Raw genomic sequence first — 22,381 nt, 5'->3', positions numbered from 1 at the left:
CGTGCACTCAGTCGGTGGAGATGAAGACGTTCTTGACCTCGGTGAACGCGTCGAGCGCGTCCGGGCCGAGCTCGCGCCCGATCCCGCTGCGCTTGAAGCCCCCGAACGGCGTCCAGTAGCGGACGCTGCTGTGGGAGTTGACCGACAGGTTGCCGGCCTCGATGCCACGGGCGACGCGCAGGGCCCGCCCGACGTCACGGGTCCAGATCGAACCGGAGAGCCCGTACGCGGTGTCGTTGGCCTTGGCGACGGCGTCGGCCTCGTCGTCGAAGGGCATGACGGCCACGACCGGCCCGAACACCTCCTCCTGCCAGACCCGGTCGGACGTCGAGCCGGGCAGGACCACCGTGGGCGCGTACCAGTAGCCCGAGCCGCCGGGGGCCGCACCGCGGAAGGCGACGTCGACGCGGTCGGGCGCGTCCTCGACGTACGAACGGACCCGGGCGTGCTGGTCGGCGCTGATGAGCGGCCCCATCTCCGAGGCCTCGTCGGTGGGGTCGGTGACCACGACACCGCGTACCGCCGTCTCGAAGTGCTCCATGAACCGGTCGAAGACGTTGCGCTGCACGAGGATCCGACTACGGGCGCAGCAGTCCTGACCGGCGTTGTCGAACACGCCGTAGGGGGCGCGGGCCGCGGCGAGCTCGAGGTCGGCGTCGTCGAACACGACGTTGGCGCTCTTGCCGCCGAGCTCGAGGGTGACCCGCTTGAGCTGGTCGGCGGCTCCGCGCATGATCTGCTGCCCGACCTCGGTGGAGCCGGTGAAGCACACCTTGCGCACGGCCGGGTGCGTGACGAACCGCTCGCCCACGACCGAGCCCTGGCCCGGGACGACGGTGAACACGCCTTCGGGCAGCCCCGCCTCGAGGGCGAGCTCGCCGAGGCGCATGGCCGTCAGCGGGGTCAGCTCGGCGGGCTTGAGCACGACGGTGTTGCCGGCCGCGAGCGCCGGCGCGAAGCCCCAGCCGGCGATCGGCATCGGGAAGTTCCACGGAACGATGACGCCGACGACCCCGAGGGGCTCGCGGAAGGTCACGTCGAGGCCACCGGTGACGGGGATCTGCTGGCCGAGGTTCCGCTCCGGGGCGCCCGCGTAGTAGGCCAGCACGTCGCGGACGTTCCCTGCCTCCCACCGGGCGTTGCCGATCGTGTGCCCCGCGTTCTGCACCTCGAGGAGGGCCAGCTCCTCCTGGTGCTCGCCGACGAGGTCGGAGAACCGGCGCAGGAGCAGCGCCCGGTCCCCGGGCGCGACGTCCCGCCACGCGGGGAACGCGTCCGCGGCGCGGACGATGGCGGCGTCGGCCTCCTCGAGGGAGGCGAGCTCGACCGAGCGCACCACCTGCTCGGTGGCGGGGTTGATGACGTCGTGCGTCTGGGTCATGCGTCTTCGTCCTCCCGGTCCAGGGGTGCCTCGACTCCCGGGAGTCGGGGAACACCTCGAACCAGTGTGTCGGGGTGGGTGGGCGGGGGTTCTCGTGGGTCAGAGCCGCTCGAAGCCTCGGCGTCGCTCCCAGTCGGTGACGGCGGCGTTGAACGCGGCGATCTCGACGTCGGCGGCGTTGACGTAGTGCCCCACGACGTCGGCGCCGAAGACCGTGCGGGCCAGCGTCGACCCGTCGAGCAGGTCGCGGGCCTCCTGGAGCGTCGAGGGGACGCGCAGCTTGTCCGAGGTGTAGGCGTTGCCCTCGAAGGCGTCCTCGAGGACGAGCTCCTGCTCGATGCCGTGGAGGCCGCCGGCGAGCATCGCGGCGACGCCGAGATAGGGGTTCATGTCACCACCGGGCACCCGGTTCTCGACGCGCATCCCGGCACCGTGACCGACCACCCGCAGTGCGCAGGTGCGGTTGTCGTGACCCCAGGCGACGGCCGTCGGGGCGAAGCTGCCGGGCTGGAACCGCTTGTAGGAGTTGATGTTCGGAGCATAGAAGTACGTGAACTCGCGCATCGTCGCCAGGACACCGGCGATGAACTGGTCGAAGACGGCGCTCTGCCCGTGCGGGCGCGCGTCGTCGGCGAAGACGACGCCGCCGTCGAGACCACGCAGGGACAGGTGGACGTGGCACGAGCTGCCCTCGCGCTCGTCGTACTTGGCCATGAACGTGATCGACTGGCCGCGCCGGGCCGCGATCTCCTTGGCGGCGTTGCGGTAGATGACGTGGTTGTCGCACGTGGGGACGACCTCGTCGTAGAGAAAGGCGATCTCGTGCTGGCCGAGGTTGCACTCCCCCTTGGCCCCCTCGACCGTGGCTCCCGCCGCGTACATCTCGTTTCGGATCTCGCGCAGCAGCGGCTCGACGCGGTCACCACCGAGGATCGAGTAGTCGACGTTGTACCGGTTCGCGGGCGTCAGGCCGCGGTAGCCATGGTCCCACGCCCGGTCGTAGGAGTCCTCGAAGACGATGAACTCCAGCTCGGTGCCGCAGTAGGCGCGGAAACCCATCTCGGCCGCCTTGTCGACCTGGGCCTTGAGGACCTGGCGCGGCGACTGGCGCACCGGGCCGCCACCGTCGAGCCACGCCAGGTCGCACTGGATCGTCGCCGAGTGCGGCGCTCCGGGCGTGCGGCGCAGCGTGGACAGGTCGAGGTCGAAGAGCATGTCGCCGTAGCCGCGCTCCCACGACGAGATGGCGTAGCCGTCGACCGTGTTCATGTCGACGTCGACGGCGAGCAGGTAGTTGCACCCCTCGGTGCCGGCCTCGAGCACGTGGTCGAGGAAGTAGTGCCCGTGCAGGCGCTTGCCGGCAAGGCGGCCCTGCATGTCGGTGAAGGCGACGACGACGGTGTCGATCCGGCCCGTGCCGATCTCGTCGCGCAGCTGGTCCAGGGTGAGCGTCGGGGCTGCTGCCATGTGCAGGTCCTATCCGATGAGTCCGCGCAGGAGCGCCGAGGTGGCGTCGCAGTGCTCCTCCATGACGGCCCGGGCACGCTCCGGGTCGCCCTGCAGGATCGCCGCGACGATGTCGTGGTGCTGGGTGTTCGAGTGCTCGATGTTCCGGCTCAGGACCGGGATCGCGGTCAGCATGTCGTGCAGCGCCGCCTGGGCCCGCGTCACGGCGTCGACGAGCATCGGCGAGCCGGACAGCGTCGCGATGGCCAGGTGCAGGCGCGAGTCCGCGACCCGGTGGGCCGCGTCGTCGGCCGCCTCGTCGACGGCGCGCAGGCTGTCGGCGAGCCACGCGCGCTGGTCCCCCGCGAGCGGCTGCGACGCCGCGAGCCAGGCGGCGCCCGGCTCGACGACCCGGCGGAAGGTCAGCGCGTCGACCATCGCCGCACCGCTGCGCACCGGAGCGGCCCGGCGCTCCCACGTCGCGGCGTGGACGGCGCCGTCGTAGGTCACCCACGTGCCGCCGCCGCGACCGCGCCGGGTCGTGACGAGTCCCGACTCGCGCAGCGCCGCGATGGCGTCACGCAGCGTGTTGCGCCCGATGCCCAGCCGCTCGGCCAGCTCGCGCTCCGGCGGCAGCTGCTCGCCGTCGGGGAGGACCCCGAGCCGGATCGCCCGCGCCAGCTGCTCGACGGCGTGCTCGAAGGCGTTGCCGGACGCCGGACGCAGGACCGCGTCCGGCAACGCCGTCAGGCCCAGCGGCTGGGGCGTCTGGGCTCCCCCGACGGGCTCCATGTCAGCCGAAGATCTCCGCGGCCGGCTTGGTGTCGTGCCCCGCGGGCACGTCCCGCATGAAGTGCCGGCGACCACCGGCGAACCACGCCACCGTCGAGAAGACGACGACGACGCCGACCGCGACGGGCGCGTAGTTGAACGTGTCCACCGTGACCGGGCTCGCCGGCGGGAGCATGAAGAGCACGACGATGAAGACGACCCACGCGACCGAGACCCAGCCGATGGGGGCGCTCCAGCGGCCGAGGTTCCACCGGCCCGGCCGGAAGTCGGGGTTGCGGCGGCGCAGGAACACCGGCACGACGTAGGCGATGTAGAGGCCGATGACCGCGATCGAGGTGACCGCGAGGTAGGCGGTCGTGGAGGCGAGCGCGGGCGCCGTCAGGACGACCGAGCACCCGACGCACAGCCAGATGGAGTTCGTCGGCGTCCCGGTGCGGGGGTTGACCTGCGACCACCACCGCGACCCCGGCAGCGCGTTGTCGCGCGAGAACGCGTACGACATGCGCGAGTTCGCGGTGACCGAGGCCATGCCGCAGAAGAACTGGGCGACGGCGCAGATGAAGAGCAGGAAGATGCCGAGCGAGCGACCCGCCGCGTCGATGAAGATCTGGGCGGGCGGCAGGCCGATGTCGGTGTGCAGCGCGCCGTCGTAGCTCTGGATCGCGGCCGTGACCGCGACGAGCAGCACCCAGCCGGCGAGGATCGACACCCACACGCTGCGGACGATGCCCTTGGGGGCCTCGACCGACGCGTTCTTCGTCTCCTCGGCGACGTGGGCCGACGCGTCGAAGCCGGTGTAGGTGTACTGCGCCATGAGCAGGCCGATGAGGAAGGCGTAGAACGGCGCGCCCCAGCCGGTGCGGTTCTCGAAGTGGGTGAAGGTCCACGAGAGGTCCTGGTGCTTGTCGGGCACGACGACGAGCACGCCGACGATGACGGCGACGCCGACGAGGTGCCACCACGCGCTGACGTTCGACAGCACCTTGACGAGGTCGACGCCGAACGTGTTGAGCAGCCCGTGCAGGACGATGACGACGAGGAACGCGACGAACGTCGACCCCGCCGTGACCTGCAGGTCGACGACGAGGCTGAGCAGCGCCATCCAGGTGACCGCGGCGCCGTAGTCGATGGCCGCGGTGACGGCGACCTCGCCGAGGAAGTTGAACCAGCCGACGTACCAGGCCCAGACGCGCTTGTTGCGGCGGGCGAGGCGCCCCGCCCAGAAGTAGAGGCCGCCGGCCGTCGGGTACACCGAGCAGACCTCGGCCATCGCCAGCGCGACGCAGAGGACGAAGACGCCGACGAGCGGCCAGCCGATGGAGATCGCGACGGGGCCGCCGGCGTTCATGGCGATCGCGTAGCTGGTGATGCAGCCGGCGAGGATCGAGATGATCGAGAACGAGACGGCGAAGTTCGAGAACCCCGACATGCCGCGGTGCAGCTCCTGCTTGTAGCCGAGCGACGCGAGCAGACCCTCGTCGTCGTGGTGGTCGGCGGACGCGGCGGCGGCCGGACCGGGCGGTGTGTCGAGCGGTGTGTCGAGCGGCGGGTCGAGTGGAGGACCGACGTGAGGGGACGGAGGAACGCTCATGCACTACCTCGCAAACATCAGGCGGCAGACCTTTGCCTGCCGCATCATGTGATGCGTGGCATCAAATACCCGCAGAACCGGCGACGTCAATGGTTCCGCTTCAAACCTTTTCCGCCGGCCTTCGCTGACAGGCGAGCTTCGGTGGACGGGTCCCCGCCCGTCGGCGGCGACGCGGCGTCAGACGAGGCGCGTCATCCAGCCGTGGGCGTCCTCCGCACGGCCGTACTGGATGTCGAGCAGCGCGGAGCGGATGGCCTCTGCGTAGCGGTCCTCGTGGCCCTCGCGGCGGTGGTCGACCGAGCCGCCGTCCCAGCGCAGCTCGCCCACCGGGGTGATGACGGCCGCCGTGCCGCACGCGAAGATCTCGACGATCTCGCCGCTCGCGGCGCCCTCCTTCCACTCCTCGATGGGGATGCGCCGCTCCTCCGGCTCGAGGTCGAGCTCCTTGGCGATCTCGAGGATGGAGCTGCGGGTGACGCCCTCGAGGATCGTGCCGGTGAGCTCGGGCGTGATGATGCGCCCGTCCTTCGTCACGAGGAACAGGTTCATCCCGCCCAGCTCCTCGATGTAGGTGTGCGTCGAGGAGTCGAGGAACACCGCCTGGTCGCAGCCGTGCTCGATGCCCTCGAGCTGGCCGGCGAGCGACGACGCGTAGTTGCCGCCGCACTTGGCGGCGCCGGTGCCGCCCGCACCCGCACGCGCGTACTCGGTCGAGATCCACAGCGTCACCGGCTTGAGGCCGCCGGGGAAGTACGCGCCGGCCGGCGAGGCGATGACCGAGAAGGTCACCTGCTGGGCCGGGCGGACGCCGAGGAAGGCCTCGGAGGCGAACATGAACGGGCGCAGGTAGAGGCTCTTCTCCCCCGCGTCGCCGGCCGGCACCCACTCCTGGTCGACGGTGACGAGCTGGCGCAGCGACTCGATGAAGTCGGCCTCGGGCAGGACCGGCAGGGCGAGGCGCCGGGCCGAGCGGGCGAACCGGGCCGCGTTGGCCTCGGGACGGAAGGTCCAGATCGAGCCGTCGGCGTGCCGGTAGGCCTTCATGCCCTCGAAGATCTCCTGCGCGTAGTGCAGGACGGCGGCGGCCGGGTCCATCCGGAACGGGCCGTACGGCTGGACCCGGGCGTTGCCCCACCCGGCGTCGGCGGACCAGTCGACGAGGACCATGTGGTCGGTGAAGACCTTGCCGAAGCCGGGGTTCCGGAGGATCTCCGCGACGCGCTCGGGCGGGGTGACGTCGTCGCGACGCGTGACCTCGAAGGACAGCTGGGTCATGTCAAACCTCCACGGGAGCCGGTCGGCGGTGATCCACTGCAGGCTATCGCCCACATGGTGAGACGGCGAAGCCGGGCCGGTCGACCGGCCCGGCCTCGTCCTGGAGTCGTGGGGACTCGTCGGAAGTCGTCGAGAGTCAGGAGTCGTCGACGACCTCAGAGACGGCCGGCGATGGCGTCACCGACGGCCGAGGTCGAGCGCGGCGCGTCGCCGCGCTCGGCGAGGTCCTCGGCGACGGCCGACTCGATGCGGGCCGCGTCGGCGTCCAGGCCGAGGTGCGCGAGGAGCATGCCCGCCGACAGGATCGCCGCGGTCGGGTCGGCCTTGCCCTGGCCGGCGATGTCGGGGGCCGACCCGTGCACCGGCTCGAACATGCTGGGCGTGGTGCGCGCCGGGTTGATGTTGCCCGAGGCCGCGAGGCCGATGCCGCCCGCGATGGCGGCGGCGATGTCGGTGAGGATGTCGCCGAAGAGGTTGTCGGTGACGATGACGTCGAAGCGGCCGGGGTCGGTCGCCATGAAGATCGTCGCCGCATCGACGTGCTGGTAGGCGGTCTCGACCTCGGGGAACTCGGCCCCGACCTCCTCGACGGTGCGCCGCCACAGGTGGCCGGCGTGCGTCAGGACGTTGTGCTTGTGCACGAGGGTCAGGTGCCGGCGCGGGCGGGCCTGGGCCCGGGCGAAGGCGTCGCGGACCACACGCTCGACGCCGTAGCGGGTGTTGACGCTGACCTCGGTCGCGATCTCGGCCGGGGTGCCGACGCGCAGCCCGCCACCGTTGCCGGCGTACGGGCCCTCGGTGCCCTCGCGGACGACGACGAAGTCGATCCCGTCCGGCGCGACGCGGGCGACGTCGAGGGGGCTGGCCACCCCGGGGAACAGCTTGGCGGGGCGCAGGTTGACGTAGTGGTCGAGGGCGAAGCGCAGGGGCAGCAGGACACCGCGCTCGAGGACGCCGCTCGGCACGCTCGGGTCCCCGATGGCCCCGAGCAGGATGGCGTCGTGGCCGCGCAGCTCGTCGAGGACCGAGTCGGGCAGCGTCTCGCCGGTGGCGTGCCACCGGCGGGCACCGAGGTCGTAGTCGGTCGTCGCGAACTTCGGCCCGCTCGAGCCGGTGGCGGCGTCGAGGACCTTGAGCGCCTCGCCGACCACCTCGGGACCGATGCCGTCACCTCCGATGACGGCGATCGAGTAGGCATCCTTGACCTGCGTCTCTCCCATGCTGCAAGCCTAGAGGCCGTCTTGTGATGTGGAACGCTCGTCTCATGTCCTGAGCACGACGAAGGCCCCCGCCCGGGTGTGCGGGGGCCTTCGTCGACGGACTTCGGCGGAGCTGCAGTCCTCCGTGTGGCCCTGGTCGCGCAGGTCCATCGACTCCTGCAGCGCCTGTCGGGCGGCCATGGCGTCATCGCTCATGGGGATCACATCCTTCGTGCCAGTTCATGTGTGGTCTCAGGGCTCGAGCCCGGGTGGGCGAACCGTCAGCGATGGGGAACGCGGGATCTCCGCGGCGAGGTCGCTGACTACTGGGACTCGCCGCGGCTGGCGATGAGGAGTACGAGCTGCCGCGTCATGCGTTCGACGGTACGCCTGGCTACTGGGGGGTAAAGGGGGTTTCCAGAAACTGAGACGCGACGTCCGGCATCCGTGCAGGAGGACGACGGGCGTGTGGCGCAGGCGACGCGGGGACGGCCACCCGCTCCGGCCTCCCCCGCTCGACAGGTCCCGCGCCGTACGCTCGGCGCGTGAGCGCTGACCACGAGCCGGGGCCCGCGCCCGCCGCGGACAAGACCTCGCAGCCGACCACGGAGCCGACCACGGAGCGGACCACGGAGCCGGGCCCGCACCCGTCCGCGCACCCGACCCCTGCCGGGCACGCGGTGCACCTCGCGCACGCGGTGCACCCGGAGCAGCGGTTCGAGGAGCGCGCCCGATGGGTCGCCGTGACGCCGTCGAACGCCCGACGCGTCGTCGCCACGGTGCTGGCAGCGCTCGTCCTCCTCTGGGTCGCGGTCACCGTCTTCCAGTCGGTCAGCTCCTTCCTCTTCCTCCTGCTGCTCGCCTGGCTCGTGTCCATCGGCATGGAGCCGGTGGTGCTCTGGCTCAGCCGGCGGGGGGTCAAGCGCGGGCTCGCCACCGGCCTGACGATGCTCGGCATGCTGCTCGTGCTCGGCGGGCTGGCCGAGCTGTTCGGGGCCGTGTTCGCCTCGCAGCTCTCGCAGCTCGGCACCCGGCTTCCGGACGCCGGGGCAGCGGCGCTCGACTGGGTCAACGCGACGTTCCACACGTCGTTCGACCTCGCCCAGCTGCAGAAGGCGCTGTCCCTGACACCCGACAAGTTCGGCGAGCTGGCCGGCAAGTACGGCGGCGGCATCCTCGGTGTCTTCGGGTCGGTGCTGACGTTCGTCTTCGACGCGCTGACGATCCTCGTGTTCGCCTACTACCTGTCGGCCGAGAGCCCGCGGCTGCGCCAGACCATCGGGTCCTGGCTGCCGCAGCGCTACCAGCGCGTCTTCATCACGGTCTGGACGATCTCGGTGGAGAAGACCGGCGGCTACGTCGTGTCCAAGGTGCTGCTCGCGGCCCTGTCGGCGGTGTTCCACGCCACGTTCTTCTGGTTCGTCGACGTGCCGTTCTGGTTGCCGCTCGGCCTCTTCGCCGGCATCGTCGGCCAGTTCATCCCGACCATCGGCACCTACATCGGCGTGGCCCTCCCGGCACTGTTCACCCTGCTCGGCAACCCCCTGAGCGCGCTGTGGATCGTCATCTTCGCCACGGTCTACCAGCAGGTCGAGAACTACGTCTTCACACCGCGCATCAGCCAGCGCACCATGGACGTCCATCCCGCGGTCGCCCTCGGGGCGGTCATCGCGGGTGCCGCGGTCTGGGGTCCGATCGGCGCGCTCATCGGCATCCCCATCGCCGCCGTCGCCCTCGCCATCCTCGACACCTTCAGCAAGCGCCACGAGCTGCTGCCCGAGCTCGCCGACCTGGTCGACCTGGTCGACGAGGCCGACGAGGCCGACGAGGCCGAGCGGACGCGGTCTGCCGAGGCCGACGCGGACGCGTCGGGGGCTGCCGGCTGAGGGCCGGTCGGGGAACCCGCCGCGTCAGTCGTCGAGGTCGACGGCGGTGAACGTCTTGGCGTCGACGACGTCGGACAGCTCGGCCGCGAGCGCCGCCGGCACGTCGGAGTCGACGTTGAGGACGCCGATGGCGCGGTCGTCCTGACGCGAGACCTGCATGCCGCCGATGTTGATGCCGGCATCGCCGAGGATGCGTCCGACGTTGCCGATGACTCCCGGCCGGTCGGAGTACTCGAAGACGAGCATGTGGGCCGACAGCGGGACCTCGAGGTCGTGGCCGTTGACGCCGACGAGCTTGGCGACCCTCTTCGGTCCGGTCAGCGTTCCCGAGACCGACACGACCGTGCCGTCGGCCAGGGTGCCGCGCAGGGTCGTGACGTTGCGGAAGTCGCCCGAGTCGGGGTCGGTGACGAGGCGCACGACGCAGCCGCGCTGCTCGGCGATCACCGGGGCGTTGACGTAGGTGACGGCGTCCTCGACGACGTCGGTGAACAGGCCCTTGAGGGCGACGAGCTTCCACACGCTGACGTCGTGCGCCGTGATCTCGCCGCGGACCTCGACGTCGAGCTGGGCGGGGACCGTGCCGGCGACCGCCGTGAAGATGCGACCGAGCTTCTCGACGAGCGGGATGCCCGGGCGGACCTCCTCGGCGATGAACCCGCTGCTGACGTTGACGGCGTCCGGGACGAGCTCGCCGCCGAGGGCGAGCCGGACCGACCTGGCGACGGCGATGCCCGCCTTCTCCTGGGCCTCCTCCGTCGAGGCGCCGAGGTGCGGCGTCACGACGACGGAGTCGTACGCGAACAGGGGCGACCCGGTGGTCGGCTCGGTGGCGAAGACGTCGATGCCGGCCCCGGCGACGCGGCCCTCGGCGAGGGCCCGCGCGAGGGCGGTCTCGTCGAGGATGCCACCACGGGCGGCGTTGACGATGCGGACGGTCGGCTTGACCTTGCCGAGGGCCTCCTCACCGATGAGGCCGAGCGTCTCCGGAGTCTTGGGCAGGTGGATGGTGATGAAGTCGGACTGGGCGAGCAGCTCGTCGAGCCCCACGAGGTGGGCGCCCAGCTGGCCGGCCTTGGCCGGCGAGGCGTACGGGTCGTAGGCGAGGATCCTCACGCCGAAGCCCTTGAGCCGCTCGGCGACGAGGGCGCCGATCCGGCCGAGGCCGACGATGCCGACGGTCTTGTCGAGCAGCTCGACGCCGGTGTACCTGCCCCGCTCCCAGGCGCCGCTCTTGAGGGCGGCGTTGGCCGGCGCGATGTTGCGCGCCGTCGCGAGGAGCAGGCCGACGGCGAGCTCGGCGGCCGAGGTGATGTTCGAGGTCGGCGCGTTGACGACCATGACACCGGCCTGCGTGGCGGACTGCACGTCGACGTTGTCGAGCCCGACCCCCGCTCGCGCGATCACCCGGAGCCGCTTGCCCGCCGCGATGGCTTCGGCGTCCATCCTCGTGGCGGAGCGGATGAGGACGGCGTCGACGTCGGCCAGGGCCCGCAGCAGCTCCTCGCGGTCGGCCCCGTCGGCGCGACGGACCTCGAAGTCGGGCCCGAGGGCCTCGATCGTTGCGGGCGAGAGCCTTCGGCGATGAGGACGACGGGCTTGCTCACGAGGTTGCCTTTCGGACGGACGAGGCGCCCGTCCGTGGAGGGATGCGGGCCATCGAGGGCACCACGGTGTGCCGCGAGCCACTCTAGGCGCGTCGGTCGGCCGAACGCACGGCCGGCCACCTCCGAGTGGGGGTGGCCGGCCGTCGGGTCCGGCGGTCAGGAGGCGCTCAGCGAGCGGCGCTGCCCTCGGTGTAGTCGGCGTCGGTCTGCTTGACCCACGCCATGAGCTTGCGCAGCTCGCGTCCGGTCGCCTCGATCGGGTGCTGGGCACCCTTCTCGCGCAGGGCCTTGAACTCCGGCGCGCCGGCGTCCTGGTCGTCGATGAACCGCTTGGCGAAGGTGCCGTTCTGGACGTCGGCGAGGACGGCCTTCATGTTCTCCTTGACCCGCGGGTCGATGACGCGCGGCCCCGACACGTAGTCGCCGTACTCCGCGGTGTCGGAGACCGACCAGCGCTGCTTGGCGATGCCACCCTCGATCATGAGGTCGACGATGAGCTTGAGCTCGTGGAGGCACTCGAAGTAGGCGACCTCCGGCTGGTAGCCGGCCTCGACGAGCGTCTCGAAGCCGTACATGACGAGCTGGCTCGCGCCACCACAGAGGACGGCCTGCTCGCCGAAGAGGTCGGTCTCGGTCTCCTCGGTGAACGTCGTCTTGATGCCGCCCGCGCGCAGGCCGCCGATCGCCTTGCCGTAGGCCTTGGCGAGGTCCCAGGCCGTGCCGGACGCGTCCTGCTCGACGGCGAGGAGCACGGGCACGCCACGGCCGTCGACGAACTCACGCCGGACGATGTGGCCGGGACCCTTGGGAGCGACCATGAGGACGTCGGCGTCGGCCTCGGGCTTGATGTAGCCGAAGCGGATGTTGAAGCCGTGGCCGAAGAGCAGCGCGGCGCCGTCCTTGAGGTTGGGCTTGATGTCGTCGGCGTAGACCGTCCGCTGCACCTGGTCGGGCGTGAGGATGACGACGAGGTCGGCGTCCTTGACGGCGTCCGCGACGGACGACACCGGCAGGCCCTCGGCCTCGGCCTTGGCCCGGCTCTTGCTGCCCTCGGCCAGGCCGACGCGGACGTCGACCCCCGAGTCGCGCAGGTTGAGCGCGTGGGCGTGGCCCTGGCTGCCGTAGCCGATGACGGCGACCTTCTTGCCCTGGATGACGGACAGGTCGGCGTCGTCGTCGTAGAACATCTCGGCCATGGTGGCCTTCTCCTTCGGTTCGGTGTGCGGTGGGTCTGGGTGGTGCGGGGGGTCGACGCGCCTGCGGCGCCCGGCGAGGCGTCGGCCGGTCAGGCGCTGCGCAGGCTGCGGTCGGTGATGGAGCGGCCGCCGCGTCCGACGGCGACCATCCCGGACTGGACGAGCTCCTTGATGCCGAACGGCTCGAGGACGTCGAGCAGCGCGCGCAGCTTGTCGGAGTTGCCCGTCGCCTCGACGACGACGGCGTCGGTCGTGACGTCGACGACCTTGGCCTTGAACAGGTGGATCGTGTCGACGATCTGGCTGCGGGTGGCAGCGTCCGCGCGGACCTTGACGAGGATGATCTCGCGCTGGACCGACGCGGTGGGGTCGAGCTCGACGACCTTGAGCACCTCGATGAGCTTGTTCAGCTGCTTGGTCACCTGCTCGAGGGCCGCGCCCTCGACCTCGACGACGACGGTCATCCGCGAGATCTCCGGGATCTCCGTCGGGCCGACGGCGAGCGAGTCGATGTTGAACCCGCGCCGGGAGAACAGGGCCGCGACGCGCGTCAGCACTCCGGGCTTGTTCTCGACGAGCACGGACAGGGTGTGCTTGCTCATGCCCGGCCTCAGTCCTCTCGCTCCCAGACCGGCGCCTCGTGGCGTGCGGCCTGGATCATGTCGTTGCTGACGCCCGCCGGGACCATCGGCCAGACCATGGCGTCGCGGTGGACGATGAAGTCGATGACGACGGGTCGGTCGTTGGTCTCCAGCGCCTGCCTGATGACGGCGTCGACCTCGTCGGGCGTCTCCGCGCGCAGGCCCAGGCAGCCGTACGCGTCGGCGAGCTTGACGAAGTCGGGGACGCGCTGCTCGAGGGGCTGCAGGTTGGTGTTGGAGTAGCGCTCGTCGTAGAAGAGCGTCTGCCACTGGCGCACCATGCCGAGGCTGCTGTTGTTGATGACCGCGACCTTGATCGGGATGTTGTTGATGACGCAGGTGGCCAGCTCCTGGTTGGTCATCTGGAAGCAGCCGTCACCGTCGATGGCCCAGACCGTGCGCTCCGGCTCGGCGACCTTGGCCCCCATGGCGGCCGGCACGGAGTAGCCCATCGTCCCGAGGCCGCCGGAGTTGAGCCAGGCGTTGGGGCGCTCGTACTGCACGAACTGCGCCGCCCACATCTGGTGCTGGCCGACGCCGGCGACGTAGGTGGCCTCCGGGCCGGTCAACGCGCCGATGCGCTGGATGACGTACTGCGGCGAGAGCGTGCCGTCCTCGCTGTCGGTCCACCCGAGGGGGAAGGTCGACTTCCAGCCGGCGACGCGCTCGCGCCACTCGGCGTAGTCCCACGCGCCCGAGCCGGGCTCGGCCGCCGCGCGGTCGTGGGTGATCTGGACGATGAGGTCGTCGATGACCTCGCCGACGTCACCGACGATCGGCACGTCGGCGATGCGGTTCTTGCTGATCTCGGCCGGGTCGATGTCGGCGTGGATGACCTTCGCGTCCGGCGCGAAGGTCGACAGCTGGCCGGTGACCCGGTCGTCGAAGCGGGCGCCGAGGGCGATGATGAGGTCCGACTTCTGCAGGCCCGTCACCGCGGCCACGGTGCCGTGCATGCCGGGCATCCCGAGGTTGAGCGGCTCGCTGTCGGGCACCGTGCCACGGGCCATGAGGGTCGTCGTCACCGGGATCTGCGTCAGCTCGACGAGTCGACGCAGCTGCTCGCTCGCCCGGGCGCGGACCACACCACCGCCGACGTAGAAGATCGGACGCCTGGCCGCGGCGATGAGCCGGGCGGCCTCGCGGATCTGCTTGCCGTGCGGTCGCAGGACGGGCCGGTAGCCGGGCAGGTCGATCGGTGGCGGCCAGGAGAAGGTCGTCGTGGCCTGGAGCGCGTCCTTGCTGATGTCGACGAGGACCGGCCCCGGCCTGCCGGTCGAGGCGACGTGGAAGGCCTCGGCGATCGCCTGCGGGATCCTGGCCGGGTCGGTGACGAGGTAGTTGTGCTTGGTGATCGGCATCGTGATGCCGCGGATGTCGGCCTCCTGGAACGCGTCGGTACCGATGGCACCGCTCGCGACCTGCCCGGTGATGGCGACGATCGGCACCGAGTCCATATGCGCGTCCGCGATGGGCGTCACGAGGTTGGTCGCGCCCGGCCCGGAGGTCGCCATGCAGACACCGACCTTGCCGGTGGCGGCCGCGTAGCCCTCGGCGGCGTGGCCGGCACCCTGCTCGTGACGCACGAGGATGTGGCGCACCTTCTCGGAGTCGAGCATCGGGTCGTAGGCCGGCAGGATGGCGCCGCCGGGGATGCCGAAGACGGTGTCGGCGCCGATGGCCTCGAGGGAGAGTACGAGCGCCTGGGCGCCGGTGACCTCGCGGGCCGGGGCGGCGGGCGCGACCGGCGCCGCGGCACCGGGGTCGCTGGGCCGCGCCGGGGAGGACGGCGTCGGACGGTGACGGGCCAGGGAGGCCACGTCCGCGGGCGAAGGCGCCTGCTTCGTCGTGTCGCTCACGATCTCATCCTTGTCTCGAGCACTGCACGGTGTTGCGGTCTCTGGTGGCCGGCGACCCTCGTCCGTCCCTCGTGGACCCGTCCCGGCCCACAAAAAAACCCTTCGGTCCCAAGGCGGGACGGAAGGGAGCGCGCTGACCGGTTCTGCTGGTCGGCGCGCTAGGGAAGTACGAGGAGTCGGGCCACGCGTCAACCGTCCTACGCGGCCCCAGCGGTGTCAATCGGCCGTACTGGCTGTCTCAGCATGTGGCACCGGGGTCTCACGCACTGTCGCGGCGGCCGAGGGCCCCGGCGCGACGGCGGAAAGTCGGTTGAGGGGTGGGCGTGGCGCTTGGACACTGTCGTCACGGCCCATCGGGCTCCCGCCCGGTCGGTGGGCCATCACCCCTCCCGGCACCACCGGGACACCCGCACCGGAGAGACCATGACGACACCGATGCCCGAGGCGACCCACGACGTCAACGACCTCGGCCTCGAGCACCTCGAGGGCGTCTCGTGGCGCCCGCTGCGCTGGGAGGAGGCGCGGGACGTCTACGAGCTGATGCGCGACGCCGAGCTGGCCGACGTCGGCACCGTCGTCATCGAGGAGGCCGACATCGTCGGGGACTGGCAGCGCCCCAGCTTCGACATCGACCGCCAGACGATCGGCGTCTACGACGCGGGCCGGCTCGTCGCGTACGGCGAGGTCGACCGTGGCCGGTGGGGGCACGCCCACGTCCACCCGCTGGCCCGCGGGCGCGGCATCGGCACGGCCCTGGCGCTGTGGTGCCAGCGCCTCTCGCGGCGTGACGGGACGGGGCTCGTCGGCCAGCCCGTGCCGGCCGGCTCGAGCGGCGAGCGACTGTTCGAGTCCCTGGGGTACCGGCCGCTGTGGACCTCGTGGGTCCTCGAGATGCCGCGCGGCAAGCAGATCGAGCCGCAGCCGATCCCGGCCGGGTACACGGTGCGCGCGGCCCGGGACGAGGGCGACCACCGCGTCGCGCACGAGGTCGTCGAGGACGCCTTCCTCGAGTGGTCGCAGCGTGACCGCGAGTCCTTCGAGGACTGGGCGGCAGGGACCGTGCTGCGGCCGGGGTTCGAGCCGTGGCACCTGCGCCTCATGACCGACCCGTCCGGCGCCGTCGTCGGGGTGGCGCTGCTCATGGTCAACGAGGACGTCGGCTACATCGACAAGCTCGCCGTGCGCCGCGACCACCGTGGCAGGGGCCTGGCCCGGGCGCTGCTCGTCGACGCCTTCGCCGCGGCGCGCGCGCACGGTGCCACCCGCTCGGAGCTGTCCACCGACTCGCGCACCGGCGCGCTCGGCCTCTACGAGAAGGTGGGCATGGAGGTGACGTCGACGTGGCGCCACTGGGCGATCGACACCAGCGGCACGCCCTGAGGGCGCGCGGCCGCGCCCCAGCCGCAGACCGCGCCTCAGCCGCAGACCGCGCCCCCGCTCGCCGAGCCGACGAGCTTGCGGTACTTGGCGAGGACGCCGCGGGTGTACTTCGGCTCCGGGTGGGTGACACCCTCGGCGCGGCGGCGCTGCATCTCCTCCTCGTCGACGAGCACGTCGAGCGTTCCGTTCGCGACGTCGAGACGGATCGTGTCACCGTCGCGGACGAAGGCGATCGGGCCGTCGTCGACGGCCTCCGGGGCCACGTGCCCCACGCAGAGGCCGGTCGTGCCGCCGGAGAAGCGTCCGTCGGTGAGCAGCAGGACGTCCTTGCCGAGGCCGGCGCCCTTGATGGCGCCGGTCACGGCGAGCATCTCGCGCATGCCGGGACCGCCCTTGGGCCCCTCGTAGCGGATGACGACGACGTCGTTCTTCCTCAGCGAACCGTCCTCGACGGCGTCCATCGCGGCGCGCTCGCCGTCGAAGACGCGGGCCGTGCCCTCGAACACCGACTCGTCGAAGCCGGCTGACTTGACCACCGCGCCCTCCGGCGCCAGCGACCCCTTGAGGATGGTCAGCCCGCCGGTGTGGTGGATCGGCTCGGACAGCGCCCGGACGACCTTGCCGTCGACGTCCGGCGGACGGACGTCGGCGAGGTTCTCGGCGAGCGTCTTGCCCGTCACCGTCAGGCAGTCGCCGTGGAGCAGCCCGGCGTCGAGAAGGGCCCGCATGACGACCGGCACGCCCCCCACGCGGTCGATGTCGGTCATGACGAACTGGCCGAACGGCTTGACGTCGGCCAGGTGCGGCACGGTGGCGCCGATGCGCGCGAAGTCGTCGATGGTGAGGTCGACGTCGGCCTCGTGGGCGATCGCGAGCAGGTGCAGCACGGCGTTCGTCGACCCGCCGAAGGCCATGACGACGGCGATGGCGTTCTCGAACGCCTCCTTGGTCATGATGTCGCGCGCACGGATCCCCCGGCGCAGCAGCTCGACGACGGCCTCACCCGACTTGCGGGCATAACCGTCGCGCCGGCGGTCGGTCGCCGGCGGCGCCGCCGAGCCGGGCAGCGACATGCCGATCGCCTCCGCCACGGAGGCCATCGTGTTCGCGGTGTACATGCCGCCGCAGGCACCCTCGCCCGGGCAGATGGCGCGCTCGATGGCGTCGACGTCCTCACGCGACATGCGCCCGGCAGCGCACGCACCGACGGCCTCGAACGCGTCGATGATCGTGACGACCTTCTCGGTGCCGTCGGAGAGCTTGGCGATGCCCGGGAGGATGGACCCGGCATAGAGGAACACCGACGAGAGGTTGAGCCGTGCGGCGGCCATGAGCATGCCGGGCAGCGACTTGTCGCAGCCCGCGAGCAGGACCGACCCGTCGAGGCGCTCGGCGTTCATGACGGTCTCGACCGAGTCGGCGATGATCTCGCGGGACACCAGGCTGAAGTGCATGCCCTCGTGGCCCATCGAGATGCCGTCGGACACCGAGATGGTGCCGAACTCGAGCGGGTACCCGCCGCCGGCGTGGACGCCGTCCTTGACCGCCTTGGCGAGCCGGTCGAGCGACAGGTTGCACGGGGTGATCTCGTTCCACGAGCTCGCGACGCCGATCTGTGGCTTGGCGAAGTCGTCGTCGCCGAGGCCTACGGCCCGGAGCATCCCCCGCGCGGCGGTCTTCTCCAGACCGTCCGTGACGTCGCGGCTACGGGGCTTGATGTCGGGCGTCTGCGTCATGAGGGCAGCATAGGACGCTGTCCGCTGGGTGGACACGGCATCTCAGCTCCCGACCCACAGTGGTCGGACGTGCGCCGACGCGTCGTCCCCGGGCGGCGTGGCGGTCAGCCCCGGCTGACGTGGAAGCGCAGGAGCGAGCACGACCCGGCCTCGAGGTCGGTCCACTCCCCCTGGTAGCGCAGCACGGCCAGGCCGCTCGTCGCGAAACCGGCCGCGAGGGCGTCGTGGGCCTCCCGCGAGCCGTCGCCCTCGGTGAGGAGGGTCGTCAGGTGGGCCGTCGTCGGGTTGTGCCCGACGACGAGGACGGTCGCGGTGTCGCCGGCGTCCTCGCGGACGGTCTCGAGCACCTGCTGCGGGCCACCCTCGTAGACCGTGCGCCGGTACTCGACGAACTCGGTCTGGGCGCCGCCGTGGCAGGCCTCCTCCCAGGTCTGACGCGTGCGCACCGCCGTCGAGCAGATGACGAGGTCCGGCACCAGGCCCTCCGCACGCAGCCAGGCGCCGGCGGCCTTGGCGTCGCGGCGGCCGCGGTCGGTCAGCTCCCGGTCGTGGTCCGGTTTCCCGGGCACCTGCTCGGCCTTGGAGTGGCGCATGAGGACGAGGGTCTTCTCGCGGGCGGCGGTGCTCATGCCACCGAGCATGCCGTGATCCGACGGCATTGTCAGCCCGCGCGGCGGCGCCCGTGGGTCACAGCTCGAGGACCGGCCTGATCCGCTTGGGTGTCCACATCCGCGACCGGCGGGCCGCCACCGTCGACACCGCGAGCGCGACGAGCAGGTAGAGGGCGAGGACGCCGACCGAGCCGGGCACCGGCCCGAGGTCCGCGCCGTAGAGCAGCCGGCGCAGCCCGTCGACGGCGTGGCTCATCGGCACGACGTGGTGCACCGCCTGCAAGGGCGCCGGCAGCGTCTGCCACGGGAAGGTGCCACCCGCGCTGACGAGCTGCACGACCATGAGGACGAGGCCGAGGAACTTGCCCACGGCGCCGAGGCGCGAGGCGAGCGCGTGCAGGATCGCCACGAACGTCAGGGACGTGAGGCAGAGGAAGAGGAACGCGAGCACGGGGTGCGCGATCCGGATGTCGACGCCGCGGCTGACGACGAGCACGAGCGCCGCGACCTGCGCGAGCCCGACGATCGCCGGTGCGAGCCAGCCGCCGAGCGCGGTGCGCACCGAGCGCTGGCTCGTCGCCAGCGCCCGTGGCGACAGCGGCCGCACGAAGAGGAACAGGACGTAGGCGCCGATCCAGAGGGCCAGGCTCATGAACAGGGGCGCGAGGCCGGCGCCGTACGAGCCGGCCGAGGAGAGCGACCCCGTGGAGACGCCAACGGGGTTGCCGATCGTCTCGGCCATGGCCCTGCGCTGGGCCTCACTCGGGTCGGGCACGGAGTCGCGACCCTCGACGAGGCCCGCGTGCAGGTCGGTCGCTCCGCGGGTCAGCGTGTCGAGACCGGACGCCAGCGACGCCGCGCCCGAGGCGAGGTGGTCACCGCCCGACGCGGCCTCGGCCGCGCCGGTCGACAGCCTGGTGGCCCCGGCCCCGAGGGCGTCGAGGCCACCGGCGAGCGCACCCGCGCCGTCGTGCACCCGGACCGCACCGGAGCGGGCCCGGCTGATGCCCTCCGCGAGGGCGGGGGTGGCGTTCGCGAGCGCCCGGGCGCCGGCGGCCACGCGGTCGGCGCCCGTGGACAGTCGCACGAGGTCGCCGGAGGCGCTCTGGATGGTGGCGTCGGCGTGGTCGACGTCACCCGCCATGGCACCGAGCCGCGAGTCGACGAGGGACAGCTGGGCATCGGTCAGGCCCTGGGCCCGCAACGCGGCGAGCAGGGCGGTGCGGTCGGCGCTGAGGCGCCGCTTGAGCTCGCTCGACGCGGAGGCGGCTCGGATGCCGTAGCCGGCGACGGTCCGGTTGCCGGCCGCCACCTGCTCGGCGCCGTCGGCCAGCCGGGCGGTGCGGGACGGCAGGTCCGCGGTGCGCGCCTGCAGGGTCCCGAGGCCGGAGGCCAGCTGCGCGGCGCCGGCCTGCAGGTCGTCGGCCCCGGCGGCCGCCCGGCCTATGCCGGTCGCGAGCCGCGTCGCCCCGGACGACAGGTCGTGCAGTCCGGTGGCCAGGCTCGTGGCGCCCGTCGCGAGCCGGTGGGCGCCGGCGTCGGCCTTCGCAGCCCCGGACCGCAGCCGCTCCGAGCCCTCGACCGCCTCGACGAGGTGGTCGTGGACCTGGCTGAAGCCGAGCAGCAGCCTGCTGGCGGCCGTCCGGCTGACCTCGCGGGCGACCGAGGCGGTGACCTGCTTGATGACCTGGTTGCCGATCATCGAGGTCATGTAGTTGTTGGCGTCGTTGGTCTCGAGCACCACCGTGGCCCGGCGCGGCGTGAAGGCCGCCGTCGACGCGAGGTCGGCCGAGAAGCTGCGGGGCAGGATGACGGCGAACGCGTAGCGGCCGTCGTCGACGCCACGCATCGCCTCGGCCCGCGAGACACGGTGCCAGTCGAAGGACCTGGAGTCGACGAGGTGGTCGGCCACCTGCCCGCCGACCTGGAGCGTCTCCCCCGTGCTCAGCGTCGTGCCGGCGTCGTCCGAGACGACCGCGGCCGGCACCTGGGGGAAGGCACCGTACGGGTCGTGGTTGGCGTAGAGGTAGAGGCCGCCGTAGAGGGTCGGGATGAGCACGAGCGCCGTGAGGGCGAGCCGGGCCAGGCGCGAGGAGGTGAGGCGTCGCAGCTCGGCGACGGCCAGACGGAAGGGGTTCATGCCGAGAGCTCTTTCGTGGACGGGAGGGCTGCGGCGGTCGCAGAGGTGGTCAGGACGATGACGACGAGACCGGTCGCCGCGAGGCGACGGCAGGTCTCGAACCAGACGGTGTGGTCACCGCCGTGCCGTTCGGGTCCGGCCAGGACGAGGACGCGGACGTGGGGGTGCAGGGCGCCCAGCTCGAGCAGCAGGCTGGTACGGACCCCCGCCGGCAGCCGCTCCCACGGTCGGCCGGCGCGGTCGGTGAGGTCGCGCTCGGCGAGGAACGCGGCGACCGCGGCCCGGGAGGCGGGACGTTCGGCGAGCGCCAGCTCCTCCTCGAGGACGGCCCGGACGGTGATGGCCTCCTCCGGGGCGGTGACGTCCGCGACGTCGACGAGGCGCGTCCGCAGCTGCAGGTCGGGCAGCCGTGACGCCCCGCCGAGGCTGACCCGCCCCCGGAGCAGGTCGACGCGGCCACCGATGGCGAGGGCGAGCGCGACCTGGGGGATGCCGGGGTCGGTGGCGACGACCGTGACCTCGCCGGCAGGAGCGACGAAGCTGAGGTGCTCGACGAAGGGCTCGTGGATGCCCGCGACGGTCACGTCGTCGACGACGACGGTGCGCAGGTCCGGCGCCGGGCTGGGGTCCACCTCTGAAGCAGTCACGATACGAGTATGCATCCGATACGCACTCGTATCCAATTCGAGGACGTATCCTTGCGGCATGAGCACGCCGGCTGAGCCCCGCATCACCGCCCGACGCAAGGCCACCCGCGACCGCGTCCTCGAAGCCGCGAGCGAGGTTTTCGCCGAACGCGGCTTCCACGGCGCCACCGTCGAGGACATCTGTGAGCGCGCCGGGTTCACCCGTGGCGCCTTCTACTCGAACTTCTCCTCCAAGGACGACCTCGTCCTCGAGCTGTCGCGGCGCCAGGCCGAGGACCTCGTCGAGCGCATCCGACGGGCGAGCAAGCGCGAGCACGCCGCCGCGGAGGACGTGCTGCGCGACGTGTTCGCCGCCCTCGCGGACGAGAGCCGCAGCAAGGAGCGCTGGGTCGTGCTGACGACCGAGTTCACGCTGCACGCCATCCGGGACGCCGGGGCACGGCGGGCCTGGGCCGCCCAGCAGCGCAGGGTCCGTGACGAGCTCGTGGCCGTCGTCGACGAGGCCGTGGAACGGCAGGGGTTGACCCTGCCGATGCCCACGGACCTGTTCGTCCGCGTCGCCATCGCCCTGACCCAGGGCTCGCTGACCCAGCGTCTCGTCGAGCCGAGGTCGCTCGCCGTCGGCGAGCTCGAGCGGACCGTGCTGCCGATCCTGCTCGGCATGCACGCCTGACGAGGGCTCCCTCAGCCCCCCGAGACCGCGTTGATGATGTGCACCCGCGCTCCCGCGGGCACCGGAGTCGCGACACCGTCCCCCCGCGTCGCATCCTCGCCGTTGACGAACACCTTGACGTGACGTCGGATGTGGCCGCGCTCGTCGCGGACCTTGCCGTCGAGGATGCGGTGCTCGGCGAAGGCGCGGTCGAGCAGCTCGGCGACGCTCTGGCCGCCGCCGGGCGACTCCACCTCGATCTCGGACACTCCCCCGACGAGGTCGCGGAGCATGCCGGGCAGGATGACTCGGACCGGTGCGACGCTCATGCCGACCCCCTCC

The 22,381-nt window shown here is 71.9% G+C and carries 18 protein-coding genes and 1 pseudogene; 3 read left to right on the top strand and 16 right to left on the bottom strand.

Features of this window, described 5'->3' with window-relative positions:
- Window positions 1-7: 7 nt before the first annotated feature.
- From AC1VM9_RS14365 to AC1VM9_RS14335, 7 genes are all read right to left on the bottom strand, one after another.
- Window positions 8-1,381, bottom strand: a complete 1,374-nt coding sequence (locus AC1VM9_RS14365; RefSeq protein WP_483123097.1) for an aldehyde dehydrogenase family protein — start codon at window positions 1,379-1,381, stop codon at window positions 8-10.
- A gap of 99 nt (window positions 1,382-1,480) precedes the next feature.
- Window positions 1,481-2,848 carry a glutamine synthetase family protein gene (locus AC1VM9_RS14360; protein WP_483123096.1) on the bottom strand — a complete coding sequence of 456 codons (1,368 nt, stop codon included), beginning with the start codon at window positions 2,846-2,848 and terminating at the stop codon, window positions 1,481-1,483.
- A gap of 9 nt (window positions 2,849-2,857) precedes the next feature.
- Complete coding sequence (locus tag AC1VM9_RS14355) at window positions 2,858-3,619, bottom strand: FadR/GntR family transcriptional regulator (RefSeq protein ID WP_481342878.1); 762 nt, start codon at window positions 3,617-3,619, stop codon at window positions 2,858-2,860.
- A gap of 1 nt (window position 3,620) precedes the next feature.
- On the bottom strand, window positions 3,621-5,210 hold the full coding sequence (locus tag AC1VM9_RS14350) for an amino acid permease (RefSeq protein ID WP_483123095.1): 1,590 nt from the start codon (window positions 5,208-5,210) through the stop codon (window positions 3,621-3,623).
- Window positions 5,211-5,387: 177 nt separating this feature from the next.
- Window positions 5,388-6,485: a branched-chain amino acid aminotransferase gene (locus AC1VM9_RS14345; RefSeq protein ID WP_481342880.1), complete on the bottom strand. Its 1,098-nt coding sequence runs from the start codon at window positions 6,483-6,485 to the stop codon at window positions 5,388-5,390.
- A gap of 155 nt (window positions 6,486-6,640) precedes the next feature.
- Complete coding sequence (locus AC1VM9_RS14340) at window positions 6,641-7,705, bottom strand: 3-isopropylmalate dehydrogenase (RefSeq protein ID WP_481342881.1); 1,065 nt, start codon at window positions 7,703-7,705, stop codon at window positions 6,641-6,643.
- A gap of 42 nt (window positions 7,706-7,747) precedes the next feature.
- A complete protein-coding gene (locus tag AC1VM9_RS14335) occupies window positions 7,748-7,900 on the bottom strand; it encodes a hypothetical protein (protein WP_483123093.1) in 153 nt (50 codons plus the stop codon).
- 329 nt (window positions 7,901-8,229) lie between these two features.
- Here AC1VM9_RS14335 and AC1VM9_RS14330 point away from each other — a divergent pair, with 329 nt between their 5' ends.
- Window positions 8,230-9,570: an AI-2E family transporter gene (locus tag AC1VM9_RS14330; RefSeq protein WP_483123092.1), complete on the top strand. Its 1,341-nt coding sequence runs from the start codon at window positions 8,230-8,232 to the stop codon at window positions 9,568-9,570.
- 24 nt (window positions 9,571-9,594) lie between these two features.
- On the opposite strand, the pseudogene serA reads toward AC1VM9_RS14330, so the two are convergent.
- The 4 genes and pseudogenes from serA to AC1VM9_RS14310 all read right to left on the bottom strand — a co-directional run bounded on the left by serA (window position 9,595) and on the right by AC1VM9_RS14310 (window position 14,873).
- Window positions 9,595-11,177, bottom strand: a pseudogene (gene serA / locus AC1VM9_RS14325) (phosphoglycerate dehydrogenase).
- A gap of 167 nt (window positions 11,178-11,344) precedes the next feature.
- Entirely contained in the window at window positions 11,345-12,373 is a 1,029-nt protein-coding gene (ilvC, locus tag AC1VM9_RS14320) for a ketol-acid reductoisomerase (RefSeq protein ID WP_481342885.1), read from the bottom strand.
- A gap of 89 nt (window positions 12,374-12,462) precedes the next feature.
- On the bottom strand, window positions 12,463-12,975 hold the full coding sequence (gene ilvN / locus AC1VM9_RS14315) for an acetolactate synthase small subunit (RefSeq protein WP_076259910.1): 513 nt from the start codon (window positions 12,973-12,975) through the stop codon (window positions 12,463-12,465).
- A gap of 8 nt (window positions 12,976-12,983) precedes the next feature.
- Window positions 12,984-14,873, bottom strand: coding sequence for an acetolactate synthase large subunit (locus tag AC1VM9_RS14310; protein WP_483123090.1), 1,890 nt, complete (start codon window positions 14,871-14,873; stop codon window positions 12,984-12,986).
- 423 nt (window positions 14,874-15,296) lie between these two features.
- Here AC1VM9_RS14310 and AC1VM9_RS14305 point away from each other — a divergent pair, with 423 nt between their 5' ends.
- On the top strand, window positions 15,297-16,253 hold the full coding sequence (locus AC1VM9_RS14305; RefSeq protein ID WP_483123089.1) for a GNAT family N-acetyltransferase: 957 nt from the start codon (window positions 15,297-15,299) through the stop codon (window positions 16,251-16,253).
- Between the two features lie 35 nt (window positions 16,254-16,288).
- Here AC1VM9_RS14305 and ilvD read toward each other — a convergent pair whose 3' ends face one another.
- From ilvD to AC1VM9_RS14285, 4 genes are all read right to left on the bottom strand, one after another.
- Window positions 16,289-17,989, bottom strand: coding sequence for a dihydroxy-acid dehydratase (gene ilvD / locus AC1VM9_RS14300; protein WP_481342888.1), 1,701 nt, complete (start codon window positions 17,987-17,989; stop codon window positions 16,289-16,291).
- Window positions 17,990-18,093: 104 nt separating this feature from the next.
- Entirely contained in the window at window positions 18,094-18,618 is a 525-nt protein-coding gene (locus AC1VM9_RS14295; RefSeq protein WP_481343424.1) for a SixA phosphatase family protein, read from the bottom strand.
- Window positions 18,619-18,676: 58 nt separating this feature from the next.
- Window positions 18,677-20,740 (bottom strand): YhgE/Pip family protein, encoded by a 2,064-nt coding sequence (locus AC1VM9_RS14290; RefSeq protein ID WP_483123087.1) that lies wholly within the window; start codon window positions 20,738-20,740, stop codon window positions 18,677-18,679.
- Entirely contained in the window at window positions 20,737-21,387 is a 651-nt protein-coding gene (locus AC1VM9_RS14285) for a hypothetical protein (protein WP_483123086.1), read from the bottom strand. The genes AC1VM9_RS14290 and AC1VM9_RS14285 overlap by 4 nt, the downstream gene beginning before the upstream one ends.
- Window positions 21,388-21,445: 58 nt before the next feature.
- Between AC1VM9_RS14285 and AC1VM9_RS14280 the strand changes: the two genes are divergently transcribed.
- On the top strand, window positions 21,446-22,060 hold the full coding sequence (locus tag AC1VM9_RS14280; protein WP_481343427.1) for a TetR/AcrR family transcriptional regulator: 615 nt from the start codon (window positions 21,446-21,448) through the stop codon (window positions 22,058-22,060).
- An 11-nt stretch (window positions 22,061-22,071) separates the two neighbouring features.
- Here the strand turns inward: AC1VM9_RS14280 and AC1VM9_RS14275 are convergent, their stop codons facing one another.
- Window positions 22,072-22,368: a MoaD/ThiS family protein gene (locus AC1VM9_RS14275; protein ID WP_481343428.1), complete on the bottom strand. Its 297-nt coding sequence runs from the start codon at window positions 22,366-22,368 to the stop codon at window positions 22,072-22,074.
- Window positions 22,369-22,381 lie beyond the last annotated feature (13 nt).

It is taken from the genome of Monashia sp. HAY1-11D, assembly GCF_056868035.1.
The sequence above is the reverse complement of the archived record's forward strand: the minus strand, read 5'-3'. Positions and strand labels throughout refer to the sequence as shown.

Excerpts from the sequence above, each read along its gene's own strand:
- ilvD (WP_481342888.1), bottom strand. The coding sequence starts at position 17,989 with ATGACGCAGACGCCCGACATCAAGCCCCGTAGCCGCGACGTCACGGAC.
- ilvN (WP_076259910.1), bottom strand. The coding sequence starts at position 12,975 with ATGAGCAAGCACACCCTGTCCGTGCTCGTCGAGAACAAGCCCGGAGTG.
- AC1VM9_RS14360 (WP_483123096.1), bottom strand. The coding sequence starts at position 2,848 with ATGGCAGCAGCCCCGACGCTCACCCTGGACCAGCTGCGCGACGAGATC.
- AC1VM9_RS14345 (WP_481342880.1), bottom strand. The coding sequence starts at position 6,485 with ATGACCCAGCTGTCCTTCGAGGTCACGCGTCGCGACGACGTCACCCCG.
- AC1VM9_RS14350 (WP_483123095.1), bottom strand. The coding sequence starts at position 5,210 with ATGAGCGTTCCTCCGTCCCCTCACGTCGGTCCTCCACTCGACCCGCCG.
- ilvC (WP_481342885.1), bottom strand. The coding sequence starts at position 12,373 with ATGGCCGAGATGTTCTACGACGACGACGCCGACCTGTCCGTCATCCAG.
- AC1VM9_RS14355 (WP_481342878.1), bottom strand. The coding sequence starts at position 3,619 with ATGGAGCCCGTCGGGGGAGCCCAGACGCCCCAGCCGCTGGGCCTGACG.
- AC1VM9_RS14290 (WP_483123087.1), bottom strand. The coding sequence starts at position 20,740 with ATGAACCCCTTCCGTCTGGCCGTCGCCGAGCTGCGACGCCTCACCTCC.
- AC1VM9_RS14335 (WP_483123093.1), bottom strand. The coding sequence starts at position 7,900 with ATGAGCGATGACGCCATGGCCGCCCGACAGGCGCTGCAGGAGTCGATG.
- AC1VM9_RS14280 (WP_481343427.1), top strand. The coding sequence starts at position 21,446 with ATGAGCACGCCGGCTGAGCCCCGCATCACCGCCCGACGCAAGGCCACC.
- AC1VM9_RS14275 (WP_481343428.1), bottom strand. The coding sequence starts at position 22,368 with ATGAGCGTCGCACCGGTCCGAGTCATCCTGCCCGGCATGCTCCGCGAC.
- AC1VM9_RS14340 (WP_481342881.1), bottom strand. The coding sequence starts at position 7,705 with ATGGGAGAGACGCAGGTCAAGGATGCCTACTCGATCGCCGTCATCGGA.
- AC1VM9_RS14305 (WP_483123089.1), top strand. The coding sequence starts at position 15,297 with ATGACGACACCGATGCCCGAGGCGACCCACGACGTCAACGACCTCGGC.
- AC1VM9_RS14295 (WP_481343424.1), bottom strand. The coding sequence starts at position 18,618 with ATGAGCACCGCCGCCCGCGAGAAGACCCTCGTCCTCATGCGCCACTCC.
- AC1VM9_RS14365 (WP_483123097.1), bottom strand. The coding sequence starts at position 1,381 with ATGACCCAGACGCACGACGTCATCAACCCCGCCACCGAGCAGGTGGTG.